The sequence below is a fragment of the Ilumatobacter fluminis genome, assembly GCF_004364865.1.
Taxonomy (GTDB): Bacteria; Actinomycetota; Acidimicrobiia; order Acidimicrobiales; family Ilumatobacteraceae; genus Ilumatobacter; species Ilumatobacter fluminis.
On record NZ_SOAU01000001.1, the window covers coordinates 2,804,035 to 2,822,629 of the forward strand.

At 69.1% G+C, this 18,595-nt stretch carries 21 protein-coding genes; 11 read left to right on the forward strand and 10 right to left on the reverse strand.

From position 1 onward, the window contains the following. Window positions 1–14: 14 nt before the first annotated feature. Window positions 15–410: a tellurite resistance TerB family protein gene (locus BDK89_RS12735; protein WP_133869301.1), complete on the forward strand. Its 396-nt coding sequence runs from the start codon at window positions 15–17 to the stop codon at window positions 408–410. 18 nt (window positions 411–428) lie between these two features. On the opposite strand, the gene BDK89_RS12740 is transcribed toward BDK89_RS12735, so the two are convergent. From BDK89_RS12740 to hisC, 5 genes are all read right to left on the reverse strand, one after another. Next, window positions 429–728: a hypothetical protein gene (locus BDK89_RS12740; protein WP_133869302.1), complete on the reverse strand. Its 300-nt coding sequence runs from the start codon at window positions 726–728 to the stop codon at window positions 429–431. Then, the gene (locus tag BDK89_RS12745; RefSeq protein WP_133871086.1) at window positions 725–1,285 is read right to left on the reverse strand and encodes an RNA polymerase sigma factor; all 561 of its coding nucleotides are present in this window, start codon (window positions 1,283–1,285) and stop codon (window positions 725–727) included. The genes BDK89_RS12740 and BDK89_RS12745 overlap by 4 nt, the downstream gene beginning before the upstream one ends. A gap of 121 nt (window positions 1,286–1,406) precedes the next feature. Further along, window positions 1,407–1,754 (reverse strand): DUF202 domain-containing protein, encoded by a 348-nt coding sequence (locus BDK89_RS12750; protein WP_133869303.1) that lies wholly within the window; start codon window positions 1,752–1,754, stop codon window positions 1,407–1,409. Between the two features lie 13 nt (window positions 1,755–1,767). Beyond that, on the reverse strand, window positions 1,768–2,133 hold the full coding sequence (locus tag BDK89_RS12755; protein ID WP_133869304.1) for a YidH family protein: 366 nt from the start codon (window positions 2,131–2,133) through the stop codon (window positions 1,768–1,770). Then, the gene (gene hisC / locus BDK89_RS12760) at window positions 2,130–3,221 is read right to left on the reverse strand and encodes a histidinol-phosphate transaminase (RefSeq protein ID WP_208294064.1); all 1,092 of its coding nucleotides are present in this window, start codon (window positions 3,219–3,221) and stop codon (window positions 2,130–2,132) included. The genes BDK89_RS12755 and hisC overlap by 4 nt, the downstream gene beginning before the upstream one ends. Before the next feature lie 76 nt (window positions 3,222–3,297). On the opposite strand from hisC, the gene BDK89_RS12765 reads away from it, so the two are divergent. Beyond that, window positions 3,298–4,443: a nitronate monooxygenase gene (locus BDK89_RS12765; RefSeq protein WP_133869306.1), complete on the forward strand. Its 1,146-nt coding sequence runs from the start codon at window positions 3,298–3,300 to the stop codon at window positions 4,441–4,443. 38 nt (window positions 4,444–4,481) lie between these two features. Continuing rightward, on the forward strand, window positions 4,482–5,051 hold the full coding sequence (locus tag BDK89_RS12770; RefSeq protein ID WP_208294065.1) for a bleomycin resistance protein: 570 nt from the start codon (window positions 4,482–4,484) through the stop codon (window positions 5,049–5,051). Between the two features lie 371 nt (window positions 5,052–5,422). On the opposite strand, the gene dinB is transcribed toward BDK89_RS12770, so the two are convergent. Continuing rightward, a complete protein-coding gene (dinB, locus tag BDK89_RS12775) occupies window positions 5,423–6,646 on the reverse strand; it encodes a DNA polymerase IV (protein ID WP_133869307.1) in 1,224 nt (407 codons plus the stop codon). A gap of 59 nt (window positions 6,647–6,705) precedes the next feature. Here dinB and BDK89_RS12780 point away from each other — a divergent pair, with 59 nt between their 5' ends. From BDK89_RS12780 to BDK89_RS12810, 7 genes are all read left to right on the forward strand, one after another. Further along, complete coding sequence (locus BDK89_RS12780; protein WP_133869308.1) at window positions 6,706–7,476, forward strand: 3'(2'),5'-bisphosphate nucleotidase CysQ; 771 nt, start codon at window positions 6,706–6,708, stop codon at window positions 7,474–7,476. A 25-nt stretch (window positions 7,477–7,501) separates the two neighbouring features. Next, window positions 7,502–8,320, forward strand: coding sequence for an enoyl-CoA hydratase-related protein (locus tag BDK89_RS12785; RefSeq protein ID WP_133869309.1), 819 nt, complete (start codon window positions 7,502–7,504; stop codon window positions 8,318–8,320). Between the two features lie 254 nt (window positions 8,321–8,574). Next, on the forward strand, window positions 8,575–10,164 hold the full coding sequence (locus BDK89_RS12790; RefSeq protein WP_133869310.1) for an ABC1 kinase family protein: 1,590 nt from the start codon (window positions 8,575–8,577) through the stop codon (window positions 10,162–10,164). 215 nt (window positions 10,165–10,379) lie between these two features. Then, a complete protein-coding gene (gene nucS / locus BDK89_RS12795) occupies window positions 10,380–11,051 on the forward strand; it encodes an endonuclease NucS (RefSeq protein ID WP_133869311.1) in 672 nt (223 codons plus the stop codon). 70 nt (window positions 11,052–11,121) lie between these two features. Beyond that, on the forward strand, window positions 11,122–11,586 hold the full coding sequence (locus tag BDK89_RS12800; RefSeq protein ID WP_133869312.1) for a DUF1203 domain-containing protein: 465 nt from the start codon (window positions 11,122–11,124) through the stop codon (window positions 11,584–11,586). A 67-nt stretch (window positions 11,587–11,653) separates the two neighbouring features. Next, the gene (locus BDK89_RS12805) at window positions 11,654–12,742 is read left to right on the forward strand and encodes an S-(hydroxymethyl)mycothiol dehydrogenase (RefSeq protein ID WP_133869313.1); all 1,089 of its coding nucleotides are present in this window, start codon (window positions 11,654–11,656) and stop codon (window positions 12,740–12,742) included. A gap of 13 nt (window positions 12,743–12,755) precedes the next feature. Then, window positions 12,756–13,385, forward strand: a complete 630-nt coding sequence (locus tag BDK89_RS12810; RefSeq protein ID WP_133869314.1) for an MBL fold metallo-hydrolase — start codon at window positions 12,756–12,758, stop codon at window positions 13,383–13,385. A gap of 68 nt (window positions 13,386–13,453) precedes the next feature. On the opposite strand, the gene BDK89_RS12815 is transcribed toward BDK89_RS12810, so the two are convergent. Beyond that, the gene (locus tag BDK89_RS12815; protein WP_133869315.1) at window positions 13,454–14,359 is read right to left on the reverse strand and encodes a hypothetical protein; all 906 of its coding nucleotides are present in this window, start codon (window positions 14,357–14,359) and stop codon (window positions 13,454–13,456) included. Between the two features lie 140 nt (window positions 14,360–14,499). On the opposite strand from BDK89_RS12815, the gene manA reads away from it, so the two are divergent. Beyond that, a complete protein-coding gene (gene manA, locus BDK89_RS12820; protein WP_133869316.1) occupies window positions 14,500–15,462 on the forward strand; it encodes a mannose-6-phosphate isomerase, class I in 963 nt (320 codons plus the stop codon). Window positions 15,463–15,502: 40 nt separating this feature from the next. Here manA and BDK89_RS12825 read toward each other — a convergent pair whose 3' ends face one another. The 3 genes from BDK89_RS12825 to ispG are packed head-to-tail and all read right to left on the reverse strand — an operon-like array spanning window position 15,503 to window position 18,522. Continuing rightward, window positions 15,503–16,513, reverse strand: coding sequence for a serine hydrolase domain-containing protein (locus BDK89_RS12825; RefSeq protein WP_133869317.1), 1,011 nt, complete (start codon window positions 16,511–16,513; stop codon window positions 15,503–15,505). Between the two features lie 3 nt (window positions 16,514–16,516). Next, window positions 16,517–17,245, reverse strand: coding sequence for an SCO6745 family protein (locus tag BDK89_RS12830; protein WP_133869318.1), 729 nt, complete (start codon window positions 17,243–17,245; stop codon window positions 16,517–16,519). A 47-nt stretch (window positions 17,246–17,292) separates the two neighbouring features. Beyond that, complete coding sequence (gene ispG, locus BDK89_RS12835) at window positions 17,293–18,522, reverse strand: flavodoxin-dependent (E)-4-hydroxy-3-methylbut-2-enyl-diphosphate synthase (protein WP_133869319.1); 1,230 nt, start codon at window positions 18,520–18,522, stop codon at window positions 17,293–17,295. Between the last annotated feature and the right edge of the window lie 73 nt (window positions 18,523–18,595).

Consider the following 18,595-nt stretch of genomic DNA (forward strand, 5'->3'; position numbering starts at 1 on the left):
TAGGTTCGTCGGCGGTGAACGATCGACTGACGGAGCTGTACAAGGGCGTGGCCGTCCACGCCACTGCCAACTACGAGCACACCGCCGCGCTCGAGTTGCTCGCGCTCGTGATGGCGGCCGACCACAACCTCGACGAGGCCGAGATCGAGGCCATCAAGGACATCACCGACGACTGGCGAGACGGTGACTTCACCTTCGACAAGTACCTCGGACCGGCCGTCGAGCGAGCCCAGCAGGCGATCGCCGACGGCGAAGTGGTCGAGCTGATCGACGACATCGATCGCCGCATCAGCAGCCGTGTGCTGCGGCGGGCCCTGTTCTCGGCTGCCCGTGAGGTGGCCGGCATCGACGACGACGTCAGCCCCGAAGAGGGCACGATCCTCGCCGAAGTCGCCGTTCGCTTCGGCTGAGCGTCGCCCGACCGGGCGTCACGACTCCCGCATCAGCGACGACCCGAACGACCGCAACCGGTCGACCGACTCCGGCTCGAGCGGCTCCCGCCGCGCCGCCAGCGCCGCCTTGATCGTGCGGAACGTCTCGGCCTCGTAGCCACACGGGCCGCACTCGTCGACGTGGACGGTCAGCGCCTCGACCACCACCGGATCGTCGATCTCGTCGTCGAGGAACTGCTGGAGGAGCCGCGCCACCTCGGGGCAAGCGAGCTGCTCCCCCGGTTGGATCGAGGGCCAGCGACCGCCGGTCATCCGACGGACGTACATACGGATCATGACGACCTCCCGGTGTCACCGAACGCAGGCGCCGCACCGGCGTCGCGGAGTTGATCGCGGAGCTTCTTGCGCGCCCGGTGCAGGCGCGACATGACGGTGCCGATCGGCACGTCGAGCACTTCGGCGGCCTCGGCATAGGCGAGGCCGTCGATGTCGACCAGTTCGACCACCTGGGCGAACGGTTCGGTCAGCGTTGCCAACGCGTCCTCGAGCGCAGCGTCGAGTTCGAAGTCGATGAACCGGTCGGGACGCAGTGCGTCGGCATCCTCCGGCTCGGCGACGACGCGTTCGAGCTGGGTGTCGGGGTCGCGCAGCAGCTCGGGACGTCGACGACGGTTGCGGTTGATGTTGGTGTTCCGCAGGATCGTGAGGAGCCAGGCACGCGGAAACCGGCCGTCGAAACGGTCGATCGCCTTGTACGCCCTGACCAGGGTGTCCTGCACGAGGTCCTCGGCGTCGGCCCGGTTTCGGGTCAGCGACCGGGCGACGCGCAGCATCACCTCGATCTCGGGCAGCACGTACTGCTCGAACTTGGCGTCGGCCGACAACTCGTCCATCAGCGCGCCACGCCGCCCCTCGTCGATCGAAGGCGACACGTCGATGTGGTCCGTCGGCGCATGGAGCAAGCTTGGCACGTGTCGGGAACCCGCCGGGAACGCCGTCGCTTCCCGTCGACGGTCAACGGAGCGCGATGGCGAACGCCACGATCAGAGCGAGGCCGCTGAAGCAGACGGTGGCCAGACCGACCACCCTCGCCGCGAGCGGATGGACCGGGCTCTCGCCGGAGCGCAGCGGCCCGTGCAGATCGTCGTAGTGCATCCCGGTCCAGATCAACAGCACGGCCCCGAGCACGACCTGGAGGATGCCGATCGCCGCGACGGCGACGTGGAGTTCTTGGGCGCTGTAGCGGGCGAGCAGGACGCCCGCGACCATCGACGCGATCGCGGTCCGTTCCCACGCCAGCGCCGTGCGCTCCTGTTGCAACCCGGCGTCGAACACCTGGCTGGGGCGGTCCTGTCGAGCCATGACGTCGCGACGATCAGAGGGTGTCGATCACGAAGAAGACGGCGGCCGCGACGGCGACGAGCGCCACACCGACGGCCATCGTGGCGGGCAACTTCGAGGGCGGCAGCGGCTCGTCGAGGCGCATCGCCCGTTCGTTGAGCGCCCACCGCCGGTAGGCCGTCGCTGCGGTGGCGAAGCTGAGTGCCAGCAGGCCGATCCCCAGGAATTCTTCGCCCGGGAAGTCGTCGAGGATGGTGACCGCACCCAGACCGCCGGCGGCCAGGGCGAGTGACGTCCGGATCCATGCGAGGAACGTCCGCTCGTTGGCGAGCGTGAAGCGGTAGTCGGGGTCGCTCCCGACTTGACGGGGATCGCCGGGGAACCACCGTTGCTTGTTCAACTCGAGACCTCGGCCAGCGCTGCGACGAACCGGTCGTTCTCGGCAGGTGTGCCGATCGTGACGCGAATGCCTTCGCCCGAGAAGGGCCGTACGACGACGCCGCTCCGCTCGAGACCGAGCGCGATCTCGTCGGTGCGATCGCCCAGCGCGAGCCAGACGAAGTTCGCCTGATGGGCGGGCAGTGACCATCCCGCTGCCCGAAGTGCCGACTCGACACGGGACCGCTCGGCGAGCAGCCCGTCGACCGATCGGCGGATCTCGTCGTCGTGCTCGATCGCCGCCAACGCGGCGGCTTGGGCCAACGCATTCACGGCGAAGGGCACGAGGGTCTTGTCGATCGTGGCGATCACGTCGGGATGGCCCACGGCGTAGCCGACACGCACCCCGGCGAGACCGTGCGCCTTCGACATCGTGCGGGTGACGAGCGCGTTCGGGAAGTCGGGCAGCAGCTCGCTCACCGGGTCGCCGAACGATGGATCGAGGAACTCGCGATAGGCCTCGTCGATGCAGACGATGACGCTTCGCGGGATCCGCTCGAGCGCGGTGCGCAGCTCGGCGGTCGTGCAGGCCACACCGGTCGGGTTGTTCGGTGTTGCGAGGACGACGAGCTTGGTCCGTTCGGTCACGGCATCGACGACGCCGTCGAGGTCGAAACCGAGGTCGTCGCGCAGCGGGACCGTGACGGCAGTGCCGGCCATCTCCTGGGTGTAGACGGGGTAGACCTCGAACGAGCGCCACGGGTACACGACCTCGTCGCCCGGATCGACGTAGCTCAGCCATAGCTGTTGCAGCAGGCCCACCGTGCCGTTGCCGACCGTGACCTGCTCGACGGTGACACCGAGGCGGTCGGCCAGCGCCTGGCGAACGGCGGTGGCGCGGTGATCGGCGTAGCGGTTGGCGCCCGACGCGGCGGCGGTGATCGCCTCGACGATCGCAGGAAGCGGCTCGGCCGGGTTCTCGTTGGAGGCGAGCTTGATCGCGTCGGTGATGCCGTGTTCGGCCTCGGCCTGCTTCGCACCCTTGCCCGGCCGGTACGCCGGCAACCCGGCGATGACGGGGCGGGGTCGTCCGATCTCGGTGTCACTCACATCGACCGAACGTAGCGCTCCTGGCCGACGGCCGTGCGGTTCGTGGGGAGCGCCACGATCTCGCGAGACTCCGGCCATGAAGACTGCGATCACCGAGATGTTCGGCGTCGACGTTCCGATCCTCGCCTTCAGTCACTGCCGCGACGTCGTCGCCGCCGTGTCGAAGGCGGGCGGTATGGGCGTGCTGGGCGCCGTCGCCCACAGCGACAGCCAGCTCGAGATCGATCTCGCGTGGATCGAGGACGAGATCGGCGATCGGCCCTACGGCGTCGACCTGATCGTTCCGGCCAAGTACGCAGGCGACGATGCAGGTGGCATGGACCTGGCCGACCTCGTGGCGATGATCCCCGACGAGCACCGGGCGTTCGTCGACGACATCCTCCGGCGCTACGAGGTTCCCGAGCTGCCCGACGACGAGCGCAGCGGGCGCGGCCTGCTCGGCTCCGACGGCGCCGCCCCGTTCTCCGCGAACCGTGCCGACCCGCAGCTCGAGATCGCGCTCGCCCATCGCCCGGCCCTGGTGGTCAACGCGCTCGGGCCGCCGCCGGCCCACATGATCGAGCGGGTGCGGGAGGAGGGCCGCAAGGTCGGCGCCCTGGCCGGTGCGGCCCAGCACGCCGAGCGGCACGTGAACGCCGGCGTCGACGTGATCATCGCGCAGGGATCCGAGGCGGGTGGCCACACGGGCGAGATCGGCACCATGGTCCTGATCCCCGAGATCGTCGACGCCGTCGGCGACGCGGCCGCGGTGCTCGGTGCCGGCGGCATCGGTCGGGGCCGCCAGATGGCGGCCGCGATGGCCCTCGGCGCGCAGGGCGTGTGGTGTGGATCGGTGTGGCTGACCACCGACGAGGCGGAGACGCACCCGGCGGTGAAGGAGAAGTTCCTGGCCGCGACCTCGGCCGACACGGTGCGCTCCCGGTCGCGCACGGGCAAGCACGCCCGCCAGCTGGTGACCGCATGGACCGAGGAGTGGGACCGAGCCGACACCCCCGATCCGCTCGGGATGCCGCTCCAGCCGATGCTGGTCGACGACGCCATCCGGCGCATTGACCGCGCCGCCCACCACGAGGGCACCGGCGCCAATCGTCTGGCGAACTACTTCGTGGGCCAGGTCGTCGGCACGATGAACGAGTCGAAGCCGGCCGCCCGTGTCGTCTACGAGATGATCGAGGAGTTCATCGAATCGGTCGAACGCCTCAACACCCAACTCGCCGACTGACGTCCCCCGCTTGCGGCGGTCGACGGCGACGACGCTGTGTGGCCACGCATCTCGCGCTCTGGACCTCGGAGCCGCCCGATACGTGCCGAACTGCTCGGGGAAGTTGTCCTCGTGTCGACAGGCGATATCGGGCGGGCGAGTCAGCCGCCGGGTGCCGTGTCGCTGCGGATCGGTTCAGTTCTAGCCTGGGCCTGGTGGAGGCATCTTGGGCAGCTCTCGTTCCTGAGCTGTCCTGCTCCGACCTCGACGTCTCGATGCACTTCTGGACCGGCGTCCTCGGGTTCTCCTGTCGATTCCGACGAGAGGAGGACCGCTTCGCTTACCTCGAACTCGGCGATGCACAGGTGATGCTGGAAGAGCGTCACCAGTCATCGTGGGAAACCGCTTTGCTCGAGCGACCGTTCGGTCGAGGGATCAACCTGCAGATCGAGGTCGATGACGTCGAGCGCCTCCACGCGCGCGTCACCGAAGCAGGTCTTCCGCTCTTCCGGGATCTCCTGCGGACTGAGTACCGAGAAGACGACACGGTCCACGTCGCGTACGAGTTTCTCGTACAAGACCCGGATGGCTACCTCTTGCGCTTCGTTCAGAACCCAGACGCCACCTGACGCTCGCTGTCATGACGAGCAGGGAGGCGGACCGGCCCAGGTTCTGCGACGCGGGCGTCGGACAGTCAGGATCGCCCGACACCTCTCCATGCTGTTTCCAAAGCACACGTCTCGGAACCGGTACGGCGAACGGTACGTCTGCTCGTCGCAGTGACCACTGCCCACAATGCGCCACCTAGCACCCGGGCGGCGAGACCGCTCCGCTTGACGTGCGGGCCGGTGCAGAGCGAGGTCGGCGTATTGTCCCGCGGCCTCAGCCACGCATATCGACACCTGAAGCCGCATGGTTCACCCGATCGGGATCCGGCAATCTCGAGTGGTATGGCGTCCTCGGCCGGCGGCCACCGTCGGTGATCGCCCGTGGCCGCCCGTCAGTCGGGCAGCTTCGGGGTCTCGAAGCCGCCTCGCTGGTGCACCAGCGAGGCACGGGTCAGCGCGGCGTGTCCGAACCGTCGGCGGAGGTCGTCGACGGTCGAGTCGAGACCGCTCGTGTCCTTCCGACCGAACGGCAACACGAGCTGCTCGACACCCTCGCTGCCGTTCCGCAGGTTCCCGACCGACAGCCCGATCAGGGTGAGACCTCGCTGCTCGATCATCGAGCGGTGCTCGCGCAAGACCGACATCGCCACGGCGGCGACCGGCTCGGTCGCCGATGTCGGGTGCGGGAGCGATCGGGCGCGGGTGGCGCGCTCGAAGTCGCCGAAGCGGAACCGCACCGTCACCGTGCGGCCGACCCGCTCGGCGGTGCGCATCCGCCGGGTGACACGGTCGACGATGCCGAGCAGGAGTGCCTCGATCGTGTCGAACGACTTCGGACCCCGGCCGAGCGCCTGCTGCGAGCCGATCGATCCGCGCCGTCGCCCGGTGTCGACCCGGCGAGGGTCGCGGTGGTTCGCCAGCGCGTGGAGATGGCGACCTGCCGCAGCGCCGACCATCGCGACGAGGTGCTCCTCGGCGACGGCGGCGACGTCGGCGACCGTGACCAGCCCGCGGTCGTTGAGCTTGCGCTCGGTGATCGGCCCGACGCCCCACAGCTTGCCGACGGGTAGCGGATGGAGGAACTCCGTTTCGCGGGCCGGGTCGACGACGAGCAACCCATCGGGCTTGGCGACGCCACTCGCCACCTTGGCCAGGAACTTGGTGCGTGCGACACCGACCGTGATCGGCAGACCGACCTCCGCAGCCACGCGCTGGCGCAGCCGGGCGGCGATTTCGGCCGGCGTGCCGGCGGTGCGCAGCAGTCCCCGCACGTCGAGGAACGCCTCGTCGATCGACATGCCCTCGACCAGCGGCGTGGTGTCGTCGAAGATCTCGAAGACCCGCCGGCTCGCCTCGGTGTACGCATCGAAACGCGGCGACACCACGATCGCGTCGGGACAGAGCCGCCGGGCCCGGTGCTCGGGCATCGGCGTGTACACCCCACGGCGCTTGGCCTCGTAGCTGGCGGCGAGCACGATGCCGCCACCGACGATCACCGGCTTGCCGAGCAGCTCGGGACGATCGCGTTGCTCGACCGAGGCGTAGAACGAATCCAGGTCGGCGTGCAGGATCGACGCCGACCCCTCCGACGCCACGGTGACCGTCGATCCGTTCATACGAACACATGTTCGCATCGGGCGGCCCGCGTGTCCAGAGCCGACATACTGGGCCGGGCATGACCACCGAGACCGACGCCGAGCTCGCGACCCGACTCGCGGTCGAAACGGGCCGCCAACTGGTCGAGCTGCGCGACGAACTCTTCTCGATGGGTGCCGCGTACTGGGAGGTCATGGACTCGGGCGACGCGCTCGGTCACCGGTTCATCGCCGACGAACTGAGCCGGCTCCGTCCCGACGATCCCGTGCTCGACGAGGAGGGACGCGAAGACCCACGCCGGTTCGGCGCCGACCGCGTCTGGATCATCGACCCCCTCGACGGCACACGCGAGTACGGCGAGCCCGGCCGACACGACTGGGCCGTACACGTCGCCCTCTGGGAACACGGCCGTTTCGGCGCCGGCGCCGTCTCGCTCCCGGCCGCCGGGCTGGTCTTCGCGACCGACCCGGCGCCGCCGATGCCCGACACCGGCCGCGACAAGCCTCGCATCATCACGTCGCGGTACCGGGCCCCGTACGCCGCCGTGCTGGTGGCGAACGCGCTCGAGGCCGACGCCGTCCGACTCGGGTCGGCCGGCGCCAAGGCGATGGCGGTCGTGCTGGGCGAGGCCGATCTCTACGTGCACGACGGCGGCATGTACCAGTGGGACTCAGCGGCACCCGTCGCCGTGGCCCGAGCCGCCGGGTTCTTCACGAGCCGGATCGACGGCAGCCCACTGGTGTACAACGAACGCGATCCGTGGCTCCCCGACCTACTGATCTGCCGACCCGAGCTGGCCGAGCCGGCTCTGCGAGCATTGTGGGGCGACGACTTCCGTCTGCCCGCCTGACGCCCACTCCCCCACACCCAGCCACATGTCGACACCCACCATCCGTCACGAGATTTCCGACCACGTCGCCACCGTGTGGCTCCACCGGCCGCACCGCCACAACGCCTGGACCGGCCGCATGCACACCGAGTTCCGGGCGACGATGGCCGAGCTCGAAGCCGACGACGACGTGCGGGTCGTCGTCGTCACCGGGACGCCTCCGGCATTCTGCGTCGGCGGCGACAGCGACGCCCTCGCCGGCCACGCCGACAAGGGCGGCTACGACACCGGCCTCCCTGCCGAACCGGCACGGCCCGGCGTCGGCGTCCGGCCGGAGTTCGACGACGACTTCGCCTGGATGCTCGGCTTCCGGACCCCGATCATCGCCGCCGTCAACGGCGCCGTCGCCGGCGTCGGTTTGGCACTCGTGTTGTTCTGCGATCTCCGGTTCGGTGCGGCGAACGCCAAGTTCACGACCGCCGCACCGAAGCTCGGCCTGCCGGCCGAGTACGGGCTGAGCTGGATCCTCCCCCGTGTCGTCGGCGTCACCCGGGCGAACGATCTGCTGCTCTCGGGTCGGATCGTCACCGTGGCCGACACCGAGTCGTGGGGACTGTGGAACGGCGTTGCCGACGACGGCGAGGGAGCACTGGCCGCGGCGCTCGACTACGCCCGCCTGCTCGTCACCACGACGGGCCCGACCGCCGTCTCGGTCACCAAGGCGCAGATCGCCCACGACCTGCACCGCCACGACTCGGCCGCATCGGTCGCCGACTCGAAGCGTCTGCTCGACGAGGCGATGCGCACCGCCGAGTACCGCGAAGGCGTCGCCGCCCTGCGAGACAAGCGTCCTCCCCGCTTCTGACCGCACCCACGATCTCGGTGGATCCGGTTGCGGCATGCGCAACCAACGCCGCCGAGAACCCGCGACCCGGCACACCGACCCCGATCTCGGTGATTTCTGTTGCGGCATGCGCAACCAACACCACCGAGAACCCGCGACCCGGCACACCGCACCCAGGATCTCGGTGATTTCTGTTGCGGCATGCGCAACCGACGCCACCGAGAAGTCGGGCGGGTTCGGGAAGGGTCCGGGCTGCGCGCCGGTTGAATGGGAACATGTCAGCCTCGACCGACCGCGACTGGGGTGCCTTCACGGAGACGCCGCCCTGGGTGATCGACCCCGACGACGTCAAGTGGTTGCCCGTCGTCGAGGGCCTCCGATTGGCTGCGAACGAGCGTGTGCCCGAGCTGACACGGCAGCGACGCTTCCCGCCGGGCTGGCGGATCGCCACCGTCAGCGGCCGGCTGATCCAGGCGCTCGCCCCGTGGTTCGCCAAGCGCAAGCTGCGCCGCTACGGCAGCCAGGAAGCCTCACGAGCCGACCTGTCGCACCGGCTTCGGGTCGCCGCCGAGCACCTCGGACCGAGCTACATCAAGCTCGGTCAGATCATCTCGTCCGGCGAGGGCCTGTTCCCGGCCGAACTCGTCGACGAGTTCAAGAAGTGCCGCGACCAGGTCCCCGCCGAGCCGTTCGAAGTGGTGCGGCGCACGATCGCAGAAGACTTCGGCGACGCCGCCGACGAGATCTTCGAGTACATCGACCCCGAACCGCTCGCAGCAGCGTCGATCGCCCAGGTCCACGCCGCGCGCCTCCGCACCGGCGAGGACGTCGTGGTGAAGGTGCAGCGCCCGACCGTCGGCGAGTTCGTCCACCGCGACCTGTCGACCATGGCCTGGCTCGCCCCGCACCTCGTCGGCCGCATCCCGGTCTCGGCGCTCGCCAACCCACCGGCGCTCGTCGAACTGTTCGCCGAGACGATCGTCGAGGAACTCGACTTCCGGCTCGAGGCCGCCAACATGCTCGACATTGCCCGCGTGCTCCACGATCTCGAGCAGACCGAGTACGTCGTCCCTCGCCCGCACCCCGAGTGGGTCACACGCCGCGTGCTGGTCATGGAGCGGCTGGCGGGATTCAACTTCGACGACGTCGCCGGGATGAAGGACGCCGGCATCGACACCGAGGCCGTGGTCCGAACCGGGATGATCGCCTTCATGGAGGGCGCCATGATCCACGGGATCTTCCACGGCGACCTGCACGGCGGCAACCTGTTCGTCCTCCCCGACGGCCGCACCGCACTGCTCGACTTCGGCATCGTCGCCCGACTCTCCCGCGAGCGACGCATGGCGTTCCTGCGGCTGATGCTCGGCGCGACCACGAACGACCTGAACAGCCAGATGGCGGCGCTGCGCGATCTCGGCGCCCTTCCGCCCGACACCGACCTCGCCGCCGTCATCCGCGACATCGGACTCGATCAGCCCACCATCGACCCGACGACGCTGACCGGCGAGGAGATGGTGAAGGAGGTGCAGCGCGTCGTCAAGGCGCTCCTGAGCTACGGCGCCAAGCTTCCCAAAGAGCTCATGCTCTACGTCAAGAACATGGTGTTCCTCGACGGTGCGATCGCACGCCTTGCCCCCGACCTCGATTTGCTGGCCGAGATCACCAGCATCTCGATGTACTTCGCCACCCGCCACGGCGAGCGACTGGCGACCGAGCTCGGCATCGACGCCGCCGCCGTCGAGTTCGACTTCGAGGGCGTGAAGGCCGGCTTCGGTGTGGAGAACCACGTGAGCAGCCTCACGTATCGCGAGCTCCAAGAGCGCCGCGAGCTGATCCAGAAGCGAATGCGTTCGACCCGCCCCTGACGGCGAGACACCGCACCGCAACCGGCCCGACCCGGGCCCGCCGCCATTGCCCCCGGACACCCAGGCGGTTAAATCCACCAGGCGTCCACCCCCGGACACCCAGGCGATTAAATCCACCAGGCGTCCACCCCCGGACACCCAGGCGATTAAATCCACCAGGAGTCCGGCTCGGGGGGCGGTCGAGGGTCATGTCGTGGCCGGTAGGGTCGGGCGCCGTGCGTCTCGTCATCGCCCGCTGCTCGGTCGACTACGCCGGCCGTCTCGCCGCCCACCTGCCCGAAGCCAACCGGCTGATCATGGTCAAGGCCGACGGCTGCGTCGCCATCCACGCCGACGGCGGCGCCTACAAGCCGCTGAACTGGATGAACGCCCCGAACAAGCTGGTCGAGATCACCGACGATGATCCGGTCCAGTGGGTGGTCACCAATCCGAAGAACGAGACCCTCACGATCACCCTCCACGAGGTGATCTCCGACACCGCCCACGAGCTGGGTGACGACCCGGGGCTGCAGAAGGACGGCGTCGAGGCGCACCTCCAAGAGCTCCTGGCCGCGACGCCGGAGTCGATCGAGGACGGCCTCACGCTGGTGCGACGCGAGTACCCGACGGCGATCGGGCCGATCGACCTGGTCTGCAAGGACCCGGAGGGAACCACCGTGGCGGTCGAGGTCAAGCGTCGTGGCGAGATCGACGGCGTCGAACAGCTGGCCCGATACATCGAGCGACTCGAGCTCGACTCGTCGCTCGGCGACATACGTGGCGTGTTCGTCGCCCAGTCGATCAAGCCCCAGGCGAAGGTGCTGGCCGAGAGCCGCGGCTTCACGTGGGTCGAGGTCGACTACGACCAGCTTCGCGGCATGGCCCCCGACGAACTCCGCCTGTTCTGAACGGCGGGCGCCGAACGCTGCGTCCGAAGCCCGCCAGCACGGCGTACGTCCGCTCCGTACGTTCGGGGGCATGGTCACCACGATTCGCGCCCTCCCCCTCGACCGAACGACCGCCGACCGTCTCCGTCGCAGCGGCGGAGTCGTGGTCGAGGCGGATGTCTCGCCCGGCTTCCCGTGTCGCCAGTGCCTGCGCGACGCCGACGTCGGGGATGCGCTCGTCCTCGTCTCCTACGACCCGTTCCCCGACGACGCGGACTCCCCGTACCGGGGCCGTGGCCCGATCTATCTGCATCGAGACGACTGCAGTGCCAAGGTCGATTCCGACGCGTTTCCCCGGCAGCTGACGACACGACGGCTCTCCCTCCGAGGGTTCGACGCCGGAAGCATGATGCGGTGGAGCACCGTCGTCGACGGAGCCGATCTGGCCGAGGCGCTGGGCGCCGGCTTCCGCGCCGACGGTGTCGATCGCATCCACATCCACAATGCCGGCCCCGGATGTTTCGCTGCCGTTTCGCTGCGTCCCGCGGCTCGGTGACCGATCTCGGTGTGGGAGTGATTCCTACTCGGGGTGCGACGAGAACGTGCGTGTTACGTTCGGCGGCATGTCACAAGTCGTACGTGGAGTCGTGGCGCGGGCCAAGGGCGAGCCGGTCACCATCGAGAACATCGTCGTCCCCGACCCGGGCCCGGGTGAGGCCGTCGTCAAGATCCAAGCCTGCGGCGTCTGCCACACCGACCTGCACTACCGCGAGGGCGGGATCAACGACGAGTTCCCGTTCCTGCTCGGCCACGAGGCAGCCGGCACGGTCGAAGCCGTCGGTGAGGGCGTCACGAACGTCGCACCCGGCGACTACGTCATCCTCAACTGGCGTGCCGTGTGCGGCGACTGCCGTGCGTGCCTGAAGGGCAAGCCGCAGTATTGCTTCAACACCCACAACGCCGAGCAGAAGATGACCCTGGAAGACGGCACCGAGCTGTCGCCGGCACTCGGCATCGGCGCCTTCATCGAGAAGACGCTCGTCCACTCCGGCCAGTGCACGCCGGTCGACCCGGAAGCCCCCGCCACCGCCGCCGGCCTGCTCGGCTGTGGTGTGATGGCCGGCATCGGCGCGGCGATCAACACCGGCGGTGTCGGCCGTGGCGACTCGGTCGCCGTGTTCGGCTGCGGCGGCGTGGGCGACGCTGCGATCGCCGGCGCCCACCTCGCCGGCGCCTCGAAGATCATCGCCGTCGACCTCGACGACCAGAAGCTGGAGTGGGCGAAGGACTTCGGGGCGACCCACACCTGCAACGCCGGCTCGACCGACCCGGTCGAGTACATCCGGTCCGTCACCGACGGCAACGGCGCCGACGTCTGCATCGAAGCGGTCGGCAATCCGAAGGTCTACGAGCAGGCGTTCTTCGCCCGCGACCTCGCCGGCACCGTCGTGCTCGTCGGCGTCCCGAACCCCGAGATGAAGATCGAGCTGCCGTTCATCGAGGTGTTCGGTCGCGGCGGAGCGCTCAAGTCGTCGTGGTACGGCGACTGCCTGCCGAGCCGTGACTTCCCGATGCTGATCGATCTCTACCAGCAGGGTCGGCTCGACCTCGACCGGTTCGTCAGTGAGACGATCTCGATCGACGACGTCGAGGAGGCGTTCCACAAGATGGAAGCCGGCGACGTCCTCCGCAGTGTCGTGGTGCTGCCATGAGGGGTGACGTCTGATGCCGGTCGAACTGGTCACGACCGACGGCGTCTTCGCGCTCGACGGCGGCGAGTGGGAGGTCACGAACAACATCTGGCTCGTCGGTGACGACCGCGAGGTGATCGTCTTCGACGCCGCCCACGATCATCAACCGATCGTCGACGGCATCAACGGCCGCACGGTGAAGGCGATCGTCCTCACCCACGGCCACAACGACCACATCAACGCGGCCGTCCCGCTGCGCGACGCGGTCGACGCGCCGATCCTGATCCACCCCGACGACCGCATGCTGTGGGACGTCGTGTGGCCGGATCACTCCCCCGACGGCGAGATCACGCCAGGTTCGACGATCGACGTGGCCGGGCACCACCTGGGCGTCGTGCACACGCCGGGTCACTCCCCCGGCTGCTGCTGCTTCCACGACGTCGACGCCGGGATGGTCTTCTCCGGCGACACCTTGTTCTGCGGTGGGCCGGGAGCCACGGGCCGCAGCTACAGCGACGAGCCGACCATCCTGCGGTCGATCATCTCGAAGCTGCTGTCGCTGCCGCCCGAGACCGTGGTGCACACGGGTCACGGCGACTCGACCACCGTCGGCGCCGAACACGACACCGTGATGGCGAGAGCCGCCGAACTCGGCCTCACCTGACTCTCGAAGGCGTGAACAAACTGCGGAACTATTCCGCAGTTTGTTCACGCCTTCGCTGTGGGGTCGGGTCAGCAGGAGTCGCCGGGGAGCTGGGGCTTGACGGCGAGCTGGTAGGTGGTGCCGTCCTGCTCGAAGAAGGTGAGCTGGTTGGCGTCGACGAACAGATCGGCGACCTGGTCGGCCGGGATCTCGACACAGTCGCTCGCCGCAGCGAGGTCGACGCCGTCGACCGACCACTCGACGATCGTCGGTTCGATCTCGTAGCCACTGACGTCGTCGATCGGGAACGATCGAACCAGGTACGTCTCTGCCTCGAACGCCTCGGTCTCCGAGGTGCCGAGCGTCATCATCGCCGCATCGACGAACGCCTGCAGTTCGGCACGGTCGCCGGTCTCCTCGGTCATCCCGGGGCCGCCGCCGAGGCCGAGTGCATAGGCGCGATGCACATACGTCTCGCCATTGGCGCTGATCGTCACGACGGTGTCGGACGCATCGGCGACGTTGGTGTCGGCGTCGTACTCCCGATCCTGGAGCAGGCCGTGTTCGTCGGCGAGCGCCAACAGCTCCTGGATACCGGCCTCGCCGATATCGGCGAGCTGGACATTCGGGAGCAGCGGTCCGGGGTAGATCTCGATCTGCGGACCGAGCGAGAACTCGCGGGCGTCGCCGGTGACGAGCAGTGACGGCAACTGGGCGAACGTCGCCTCCATCGTCATGAAGCCGCCCTCGTAGGCGATCGACACGACGACCTCGTCGGCGCCGGTCGGGTGTTCGTAGCCGTCGGCCACTGTCGTGGGAGGAGCCGTGGGCGAGGCCGTCGTCGCGGGCGTCGTCGGCGGGACCGTCGTGTCGACGACGGTGTCGATCGGCTCGTCGGCGGCGGGTTCGCTGTCGTCGCCACACGCGGCGAGTGTGAACGCCAGTGCGGCGGGGACGATGAGTGCGGTTGCACGGGTGGGGTGGATTCGTCGCATAGGAGTTGGACGTACCCGGAGTCGGATCGGTTCCCACATGATGGTCGAGTCTGTCGGTCGGGTCTGTGCAAGATCAAACGTTCGTGTCGATCGTCGCGGAACGGTCGTCACGCCGGAGCGGCTCACCTAGATTCGACGGTATGCGAGCGGTGAACGGCGTCGTCCAGCACTACGCGTGGGGTGACCCCACCTTCATCCCGGAGCTGATCGGCACCGAGCCCGACGGGCGCCCGTGGGCCGAGCTGTGGCTCGGCACACACCCCAACGGACCGACGACGTTCGCCGACGGATCGCCGCTCGTCGACCTGACCGGTGAGCTGCCGTACCTCCTCAAGGTGCTGGCCGCCGGTGGGCCGCTCTCGCTCCAGACCCACCCGAACAGCGAACAGGCTCGAGCCGGGTTCGAACGGGGCGACTACCCCGACCCCAACCCGAAGCCGGAGCTGCTGTGTGCGCTCACACCGTTCGAGGCGTTCTGCGGGATCCGGCCGGTCGACGCGACGACCGACCTCCTCCGCGGCATCGGTGCCGACGCCCTCGCCGACGTCGTCACCGGCGACGGTCCGGGCGCCGCACTCGACGGCCTCTACCGCGGCACGATCGACCCGGCCCCGACGATCGAAGCATGTCGAGCCTCGTCGAGCGACCGGATCGAGGTGCGATGGGCACGTCGACTCGACGCGATGTACCCGGGCGAGGCCAGCGTGGCGGCGTCGCTGCTCCTCAACCTGGTCGAACTCGAACCCGGGGAGTGCGTCCGGCTCGACGCCGGCAACCTGCACGGCTACCTGAGCGGTGCCGGTATCGAGCTGATGGGCAACAGCGACAACGTGATCCGCGGTGGCCTCACGGTGAAGCACGTCGACATCGACGACCTCCTGGCCGTGGTCGACCCGACCCCACTCGACGATCCGGTGCTCCCTCGCGGCGACGAGTACGAGCTCCCGGCCGCAGGCGTCACCCTTCGTCGGCTCGCGGCAGGCACCACCCACACCGCCACCGGACACGAGCTCGCCGTCGACCTGGCGGGCGGCACCTGGTACCTCGCCCCCGGCGACACCAGCACCGTCACCGCCGACACGTTCGTCGTCGTGCCGCTCTGACGAGCACCCGTCTCGACATGCCGGCCGGAGACCGGGGCCCTCAGTGCCAGAGGGCGTCGTCGAGGACCCGTGCGACGGGCCAGGCGCCGCGGCTCGTGTTCGACACGACCGTGGCGGTGAGATCCCGGTCGGGGTCGTGCAACGAACGGAACGAGATGCCCGCGTCCATCCCCTCCAGCGCGAGCACGCCCGACGTCGGCGCGAACCACAGACCCAGCCCGTACCGGTCGCCCGACGGCGTCGTCGACCGCGGCGTCGTCATCGAGGCGACCAGCTCGGCGGGCACCACCGCGCCCCGCACGACCGCCCGCCACAGTCGGTCGACGTCGTCGACCGACGAGGTGAGACCGCCGTCGCCGGCACCGAGGAGCGGGAGGTGCAGCGCGTTCGTCCGCAGACCGGTCTCATCGAGGTAGCCCACCGCGACCCCGCCGGGCAGCGCGTCGTTGCGCTCGAACCGCGTCGCGGTGAGTCCGGCCGGTTCGCACACACGGCGGTCGACGAGCTCGGCGAACGACGCCCCGGCCGCCCGCTCCGCGATCAGCGCCAGGACGACGAAGCCGCTGTTGTTGTAGGCGAAGCGCTCCCCCGGCTCGGAGACCTGAGCGAACCCGTCGAGCACCTCTCGGTAGGCCTCGACCGACTCGAGTCGGTGCACGGGCACCGTCATGATGTAGTCGGAGACGTCGCCGAGCTGTTCCTCGTCGAGATAGTCGCCGATACCGGACCGGTGCGACAGCAGGTGCTCGACCGTCACTCGGTCGTCGATCGCCGCGAGATCGTCACCGAGCAGCGTCCGCACGGGCTGGTCGAGCGCGAGCACCCCGTCCGCGACGAGCGACAGCACGACGAGCGCGGTGACCCCCTTCGTGCCGCTCGCCAGTTGGAAGCGGGTGTCGACCGTGTTGGCGATCGCCCAGCGTCGGTCCGCGAGGCCACCCGCCGTCGCTCCGACCCGGACACCGCGCTGGTGGACCGCCACCACGGCGGCGAGGCGATCCCGTTCGACCACCGCACCGGCCTCGGTAGCGAGCGATGCGGCGTCGGCCATGACTCAGCCGGTGAGGGCGGCGTGCATCGCCGTCGTGGCGGCGACGAGTGCCTCGCCCTGCTCGTCGCTCAGGACGGCGAACGCCGGCTCGAGGATGTCGTCGGTGATCTGTTCGGCACGCTCGAGAGCCGCACGGTCGGCGTCGGTGACGGCGGGCGGCTCCTCGTAGCCGAACATCGCGAGGTCGTCCGGCCGCTTGATCGCGTGGGCCACTCGAGTCGACACGCCGACCGCGGCGATGGCGGCGAGGTGAGCGCTGCCGCGTAGCTCGCGCAGCACCATGGCCTGGTGGATCGCCGCACCGGCGGTGTCACTCGGCACGGGCTCGGCGCGCACGCCGGCGAACAGGGTCAGCGCGCCGCCGTCGACGGCGTCGATCACCGCAGTGGCAGCCTCCACGTAGGCGTCGAGTCCGTCGATGCCCTCGAACGCCTTCCGACCGACCTCGTGGCAGCACTCGATATAGGCCCGGGCGGCGTCACGCGGCGGAACCTTCTCCTTGCCGGTGTTCCACATCTTGGCGAGCAGGTCGGGGTTGAAGTAGCCGAACGCACTCTGGACGACGCCGGCCTCGACGTCGCCCAGGACGCCGCCACGCCCGAGGAAGTAGAAGCGGAACCCGTCGAGACCGAGTTCCTTGCCGCGCTCGAGCGTGGCCGGATGGAAGTAGAACACCGCACCGATGTCGCCGGTGGGTTGTTTGATGGCTTGCAGCACCTCGCGTGGCGTCATGCCCGAGATGTTGGCAGCCCGACGCCTGCCACCCGCTGTCGGAGCCGTCAGTTCGACGCGGTCTTGCGGATCTCGACGATCTTCTCGGTCGAGTGGTTCGCGTCGTCGCCCTGTTCCTCGAGCAGCGCCGACCGGTCCTTGGCCGCCTCCCGAGCGGCCTTCTCGGTGTCGGCCTTGTCGATCGCGGCCTCGATGCCGTGCTCGTTGATGAACTCGGCCCACTCGACGAGCGCGTCGACCATCTCGTCTTCGGGGACGACGGCGATGTTTCGGCCCTTGACGAACAGGTGGCCACGCTTGTTGCCCGCCGCGATGCCGAGATCGGCCTCGCGCGCCTCACCCGGACCGTTGACGACGCACCCCATGACGGCGACCTGCAACGGCAGCTTGCGCTCGCCGAATGCCTCCATCGCCTTGTTCGCGACCTCGATCACGTCGACCTCGGCCCGTCCGCACGACGGGCAGGCGATCAGATCGACGTTCTTGCGTTCACGCAGGCCGAGCGCCTCGAGGAGCTGTCGGCCGGCTTTGGCCTCCTCGACCGGGTCGGCGGTGAGCGAGTAGCGGATCGTGTCGCCGATGCCCTCCATGAGCAGGGTGGCGATCCCGGCTGTCGCCTTGACCAGACCGGCCGGCGGCGGGCCGGCCTCGGTGACGCCGAGGTGGAGCGGGTAGTCGGTGACGTCGGCGAGTTGGCGGTACGCCTCGACCATGAGCGGCACGCTCGACGCCTTCACCGAGATCTTGATCAGATCGAAGTCGACGTCGTGGAAGTAGGCGATCTCCTGCTGCGCCGACTCGACCATCGCCTCGGGCGTCGCGCCGCCGTACTTCTCGTAGAGCTTCGGGTCGAGCGAACCGGCGTTGACACCGATGCGGATCGGCAGGTTGCGATCGCGGGCTTCGCTCGCCACGGCCTTGATGTGCTCGGGCTTGCGGATGTTGCCCGGGTTCAGGCGGAGTCCGTGCACACCGGCTTCCATGGCGGCGAGCGCCATCTTGTACTGGTGGTGGATGTCGGCGATGACCGGGATCGGCGAGCGCGGGACGATCTGGGCGAGGCCTTCGGCCGCCTCGAGCTCGTTGCAGGTACAGCGCACGATGTCGCAGCCGGACGCCGCCAGGGCGTAGATCTGCTGCAGGGTGCCCTCGACGTCGGCGGTCTTGGTCGTCGTCATCGACTGGACGGTGACCGGGGCCATTCCCCCGACGGGCACGTCGCCCACCGAGATCTGTCGCGTCGTCCGTCGCTCGGTCTTCCACTCGTTGACGTCCATGCAGGTTCCACGCTATCCCGGGCCACCCCGGGTCAGGTGTCGCAGGTGACGCGAGTCGGGTCAGGTGTCGCAG

Excerpts from the sequence above, each read along its gene's own strand:
- BDK89_RS12805 (WP_133869313.1), top strand. The coding sequence starts at position 11,654 with ATGTCACAAGTCGTACGTGGAGTCGTGGCGCGGGCCAAGGGCGAGCCG.
- BDK89_RS12750 (WP_133869303.1), bottom strand. The coding sequence starts at position 1,754 with ATGGCTCGACAGGACCGCCCCAGCCAGGTGTTCGACGCCGGGTTGCAA.
- dinB (WP_133869307.1), bottom strand. The coding sequence starts at position 6,646 with ATGAACGGATCGACGGTCACCGTGGCGTCGGAGGGGTCGGCGTCGATC.
- BDK89_RS12765 (WP_133869306.1), top strand. The coding sequence starts at position 3,298 with ATGAAGACTGCGATCACCGAGATGTTCGGCGTCGACGTTCCGATCCTC.
- BDK89_RS12745 (WP_133871086.1), bottom strand. The coding sequence starts at position 1,285 with ATGGACGAGTTGTCGGCCGACGCCAAGTTCGAGCAGTACGTGCTGCCC.
- manA (WP_133869316.1), top strand. The coding sequence starts at position 14,500 with ATGCGAGCGGTGAACGGCGTCGTCCAGCACTACGCGTGGGGTGACCCC.
- BDK89_RS12825 (WP_133869317.1), bottom strand. The coding sequence starts at position 16,513 with ATGGCCGACGCCGCATCGCTCGCTACCGAGGCCGGTGCGGTGGTCGAA.
- ispG (WP_133869319.1), bottom strand. The coding sequence starts at position 18,522 with ATGGACGTCAACGAGTGGAAGACCGAGCGACGGACGACGCGACAGATC.
- BDK89_RS12790 (WP_133869310.1), top strand. The coding sequence starts at position 8,575 with ATGTCAGCCTCGACCGACCGCGACTGGGGTGCCTTCACGGAGACGCCG.
- BDK89_RS12830 (WP_133869318.1), bottom strand. The coding sequence starts at position 17,245 with ATGACGCCACGCGAGGTGCTGCAAGCCATCAAACAACCCACCGGCGAC.
- BDK89_RS12740 (WP_133869302.1), bottom strand. The coding sequence starts at position 728 with ATGATCCGTATGTACGTCCGTCGGATGACCGGCGGTCGCTGGCCCTCG.
- BDK89_RS12810 (WP_133869314.1), top strand. The coding sequence starts at position 12,756 with ATGCCGGTCGAACTGGTCACGACCGACGGCGTCTTCGCGCTCGACGGC.
- BDK89_RS12815 (WP_133869315.1), bottom strand. The coding sequence starts at position 14,359 with ATGCGACGAATCCACCCCACCCGTGCAACCGCACTCATCGTCCCCGCC.
- BDK89_RS12780 (WP_133869308.1), top strand. The coding sequence starts at position 6,706 with ATGACCACCGAGACCGACGCCGAGCTCGCGACCCGACTCGCGGTCGAA.
- BDK89_RS12800 (WP_133869312.1), top strand. The coding sequence starts at position 11,122 with ATGGTCACCACGATTCGCGCCCTCCCCCTCGACCGAACGACCGCCGAC.
- BDK89_RS12785 (WP_133869309.1), top strand. The coding sequence starts at position 7,502 with ATGTCGACACCCACCATCCGTCACGAGATTTCCGACCACGTCGCCACC.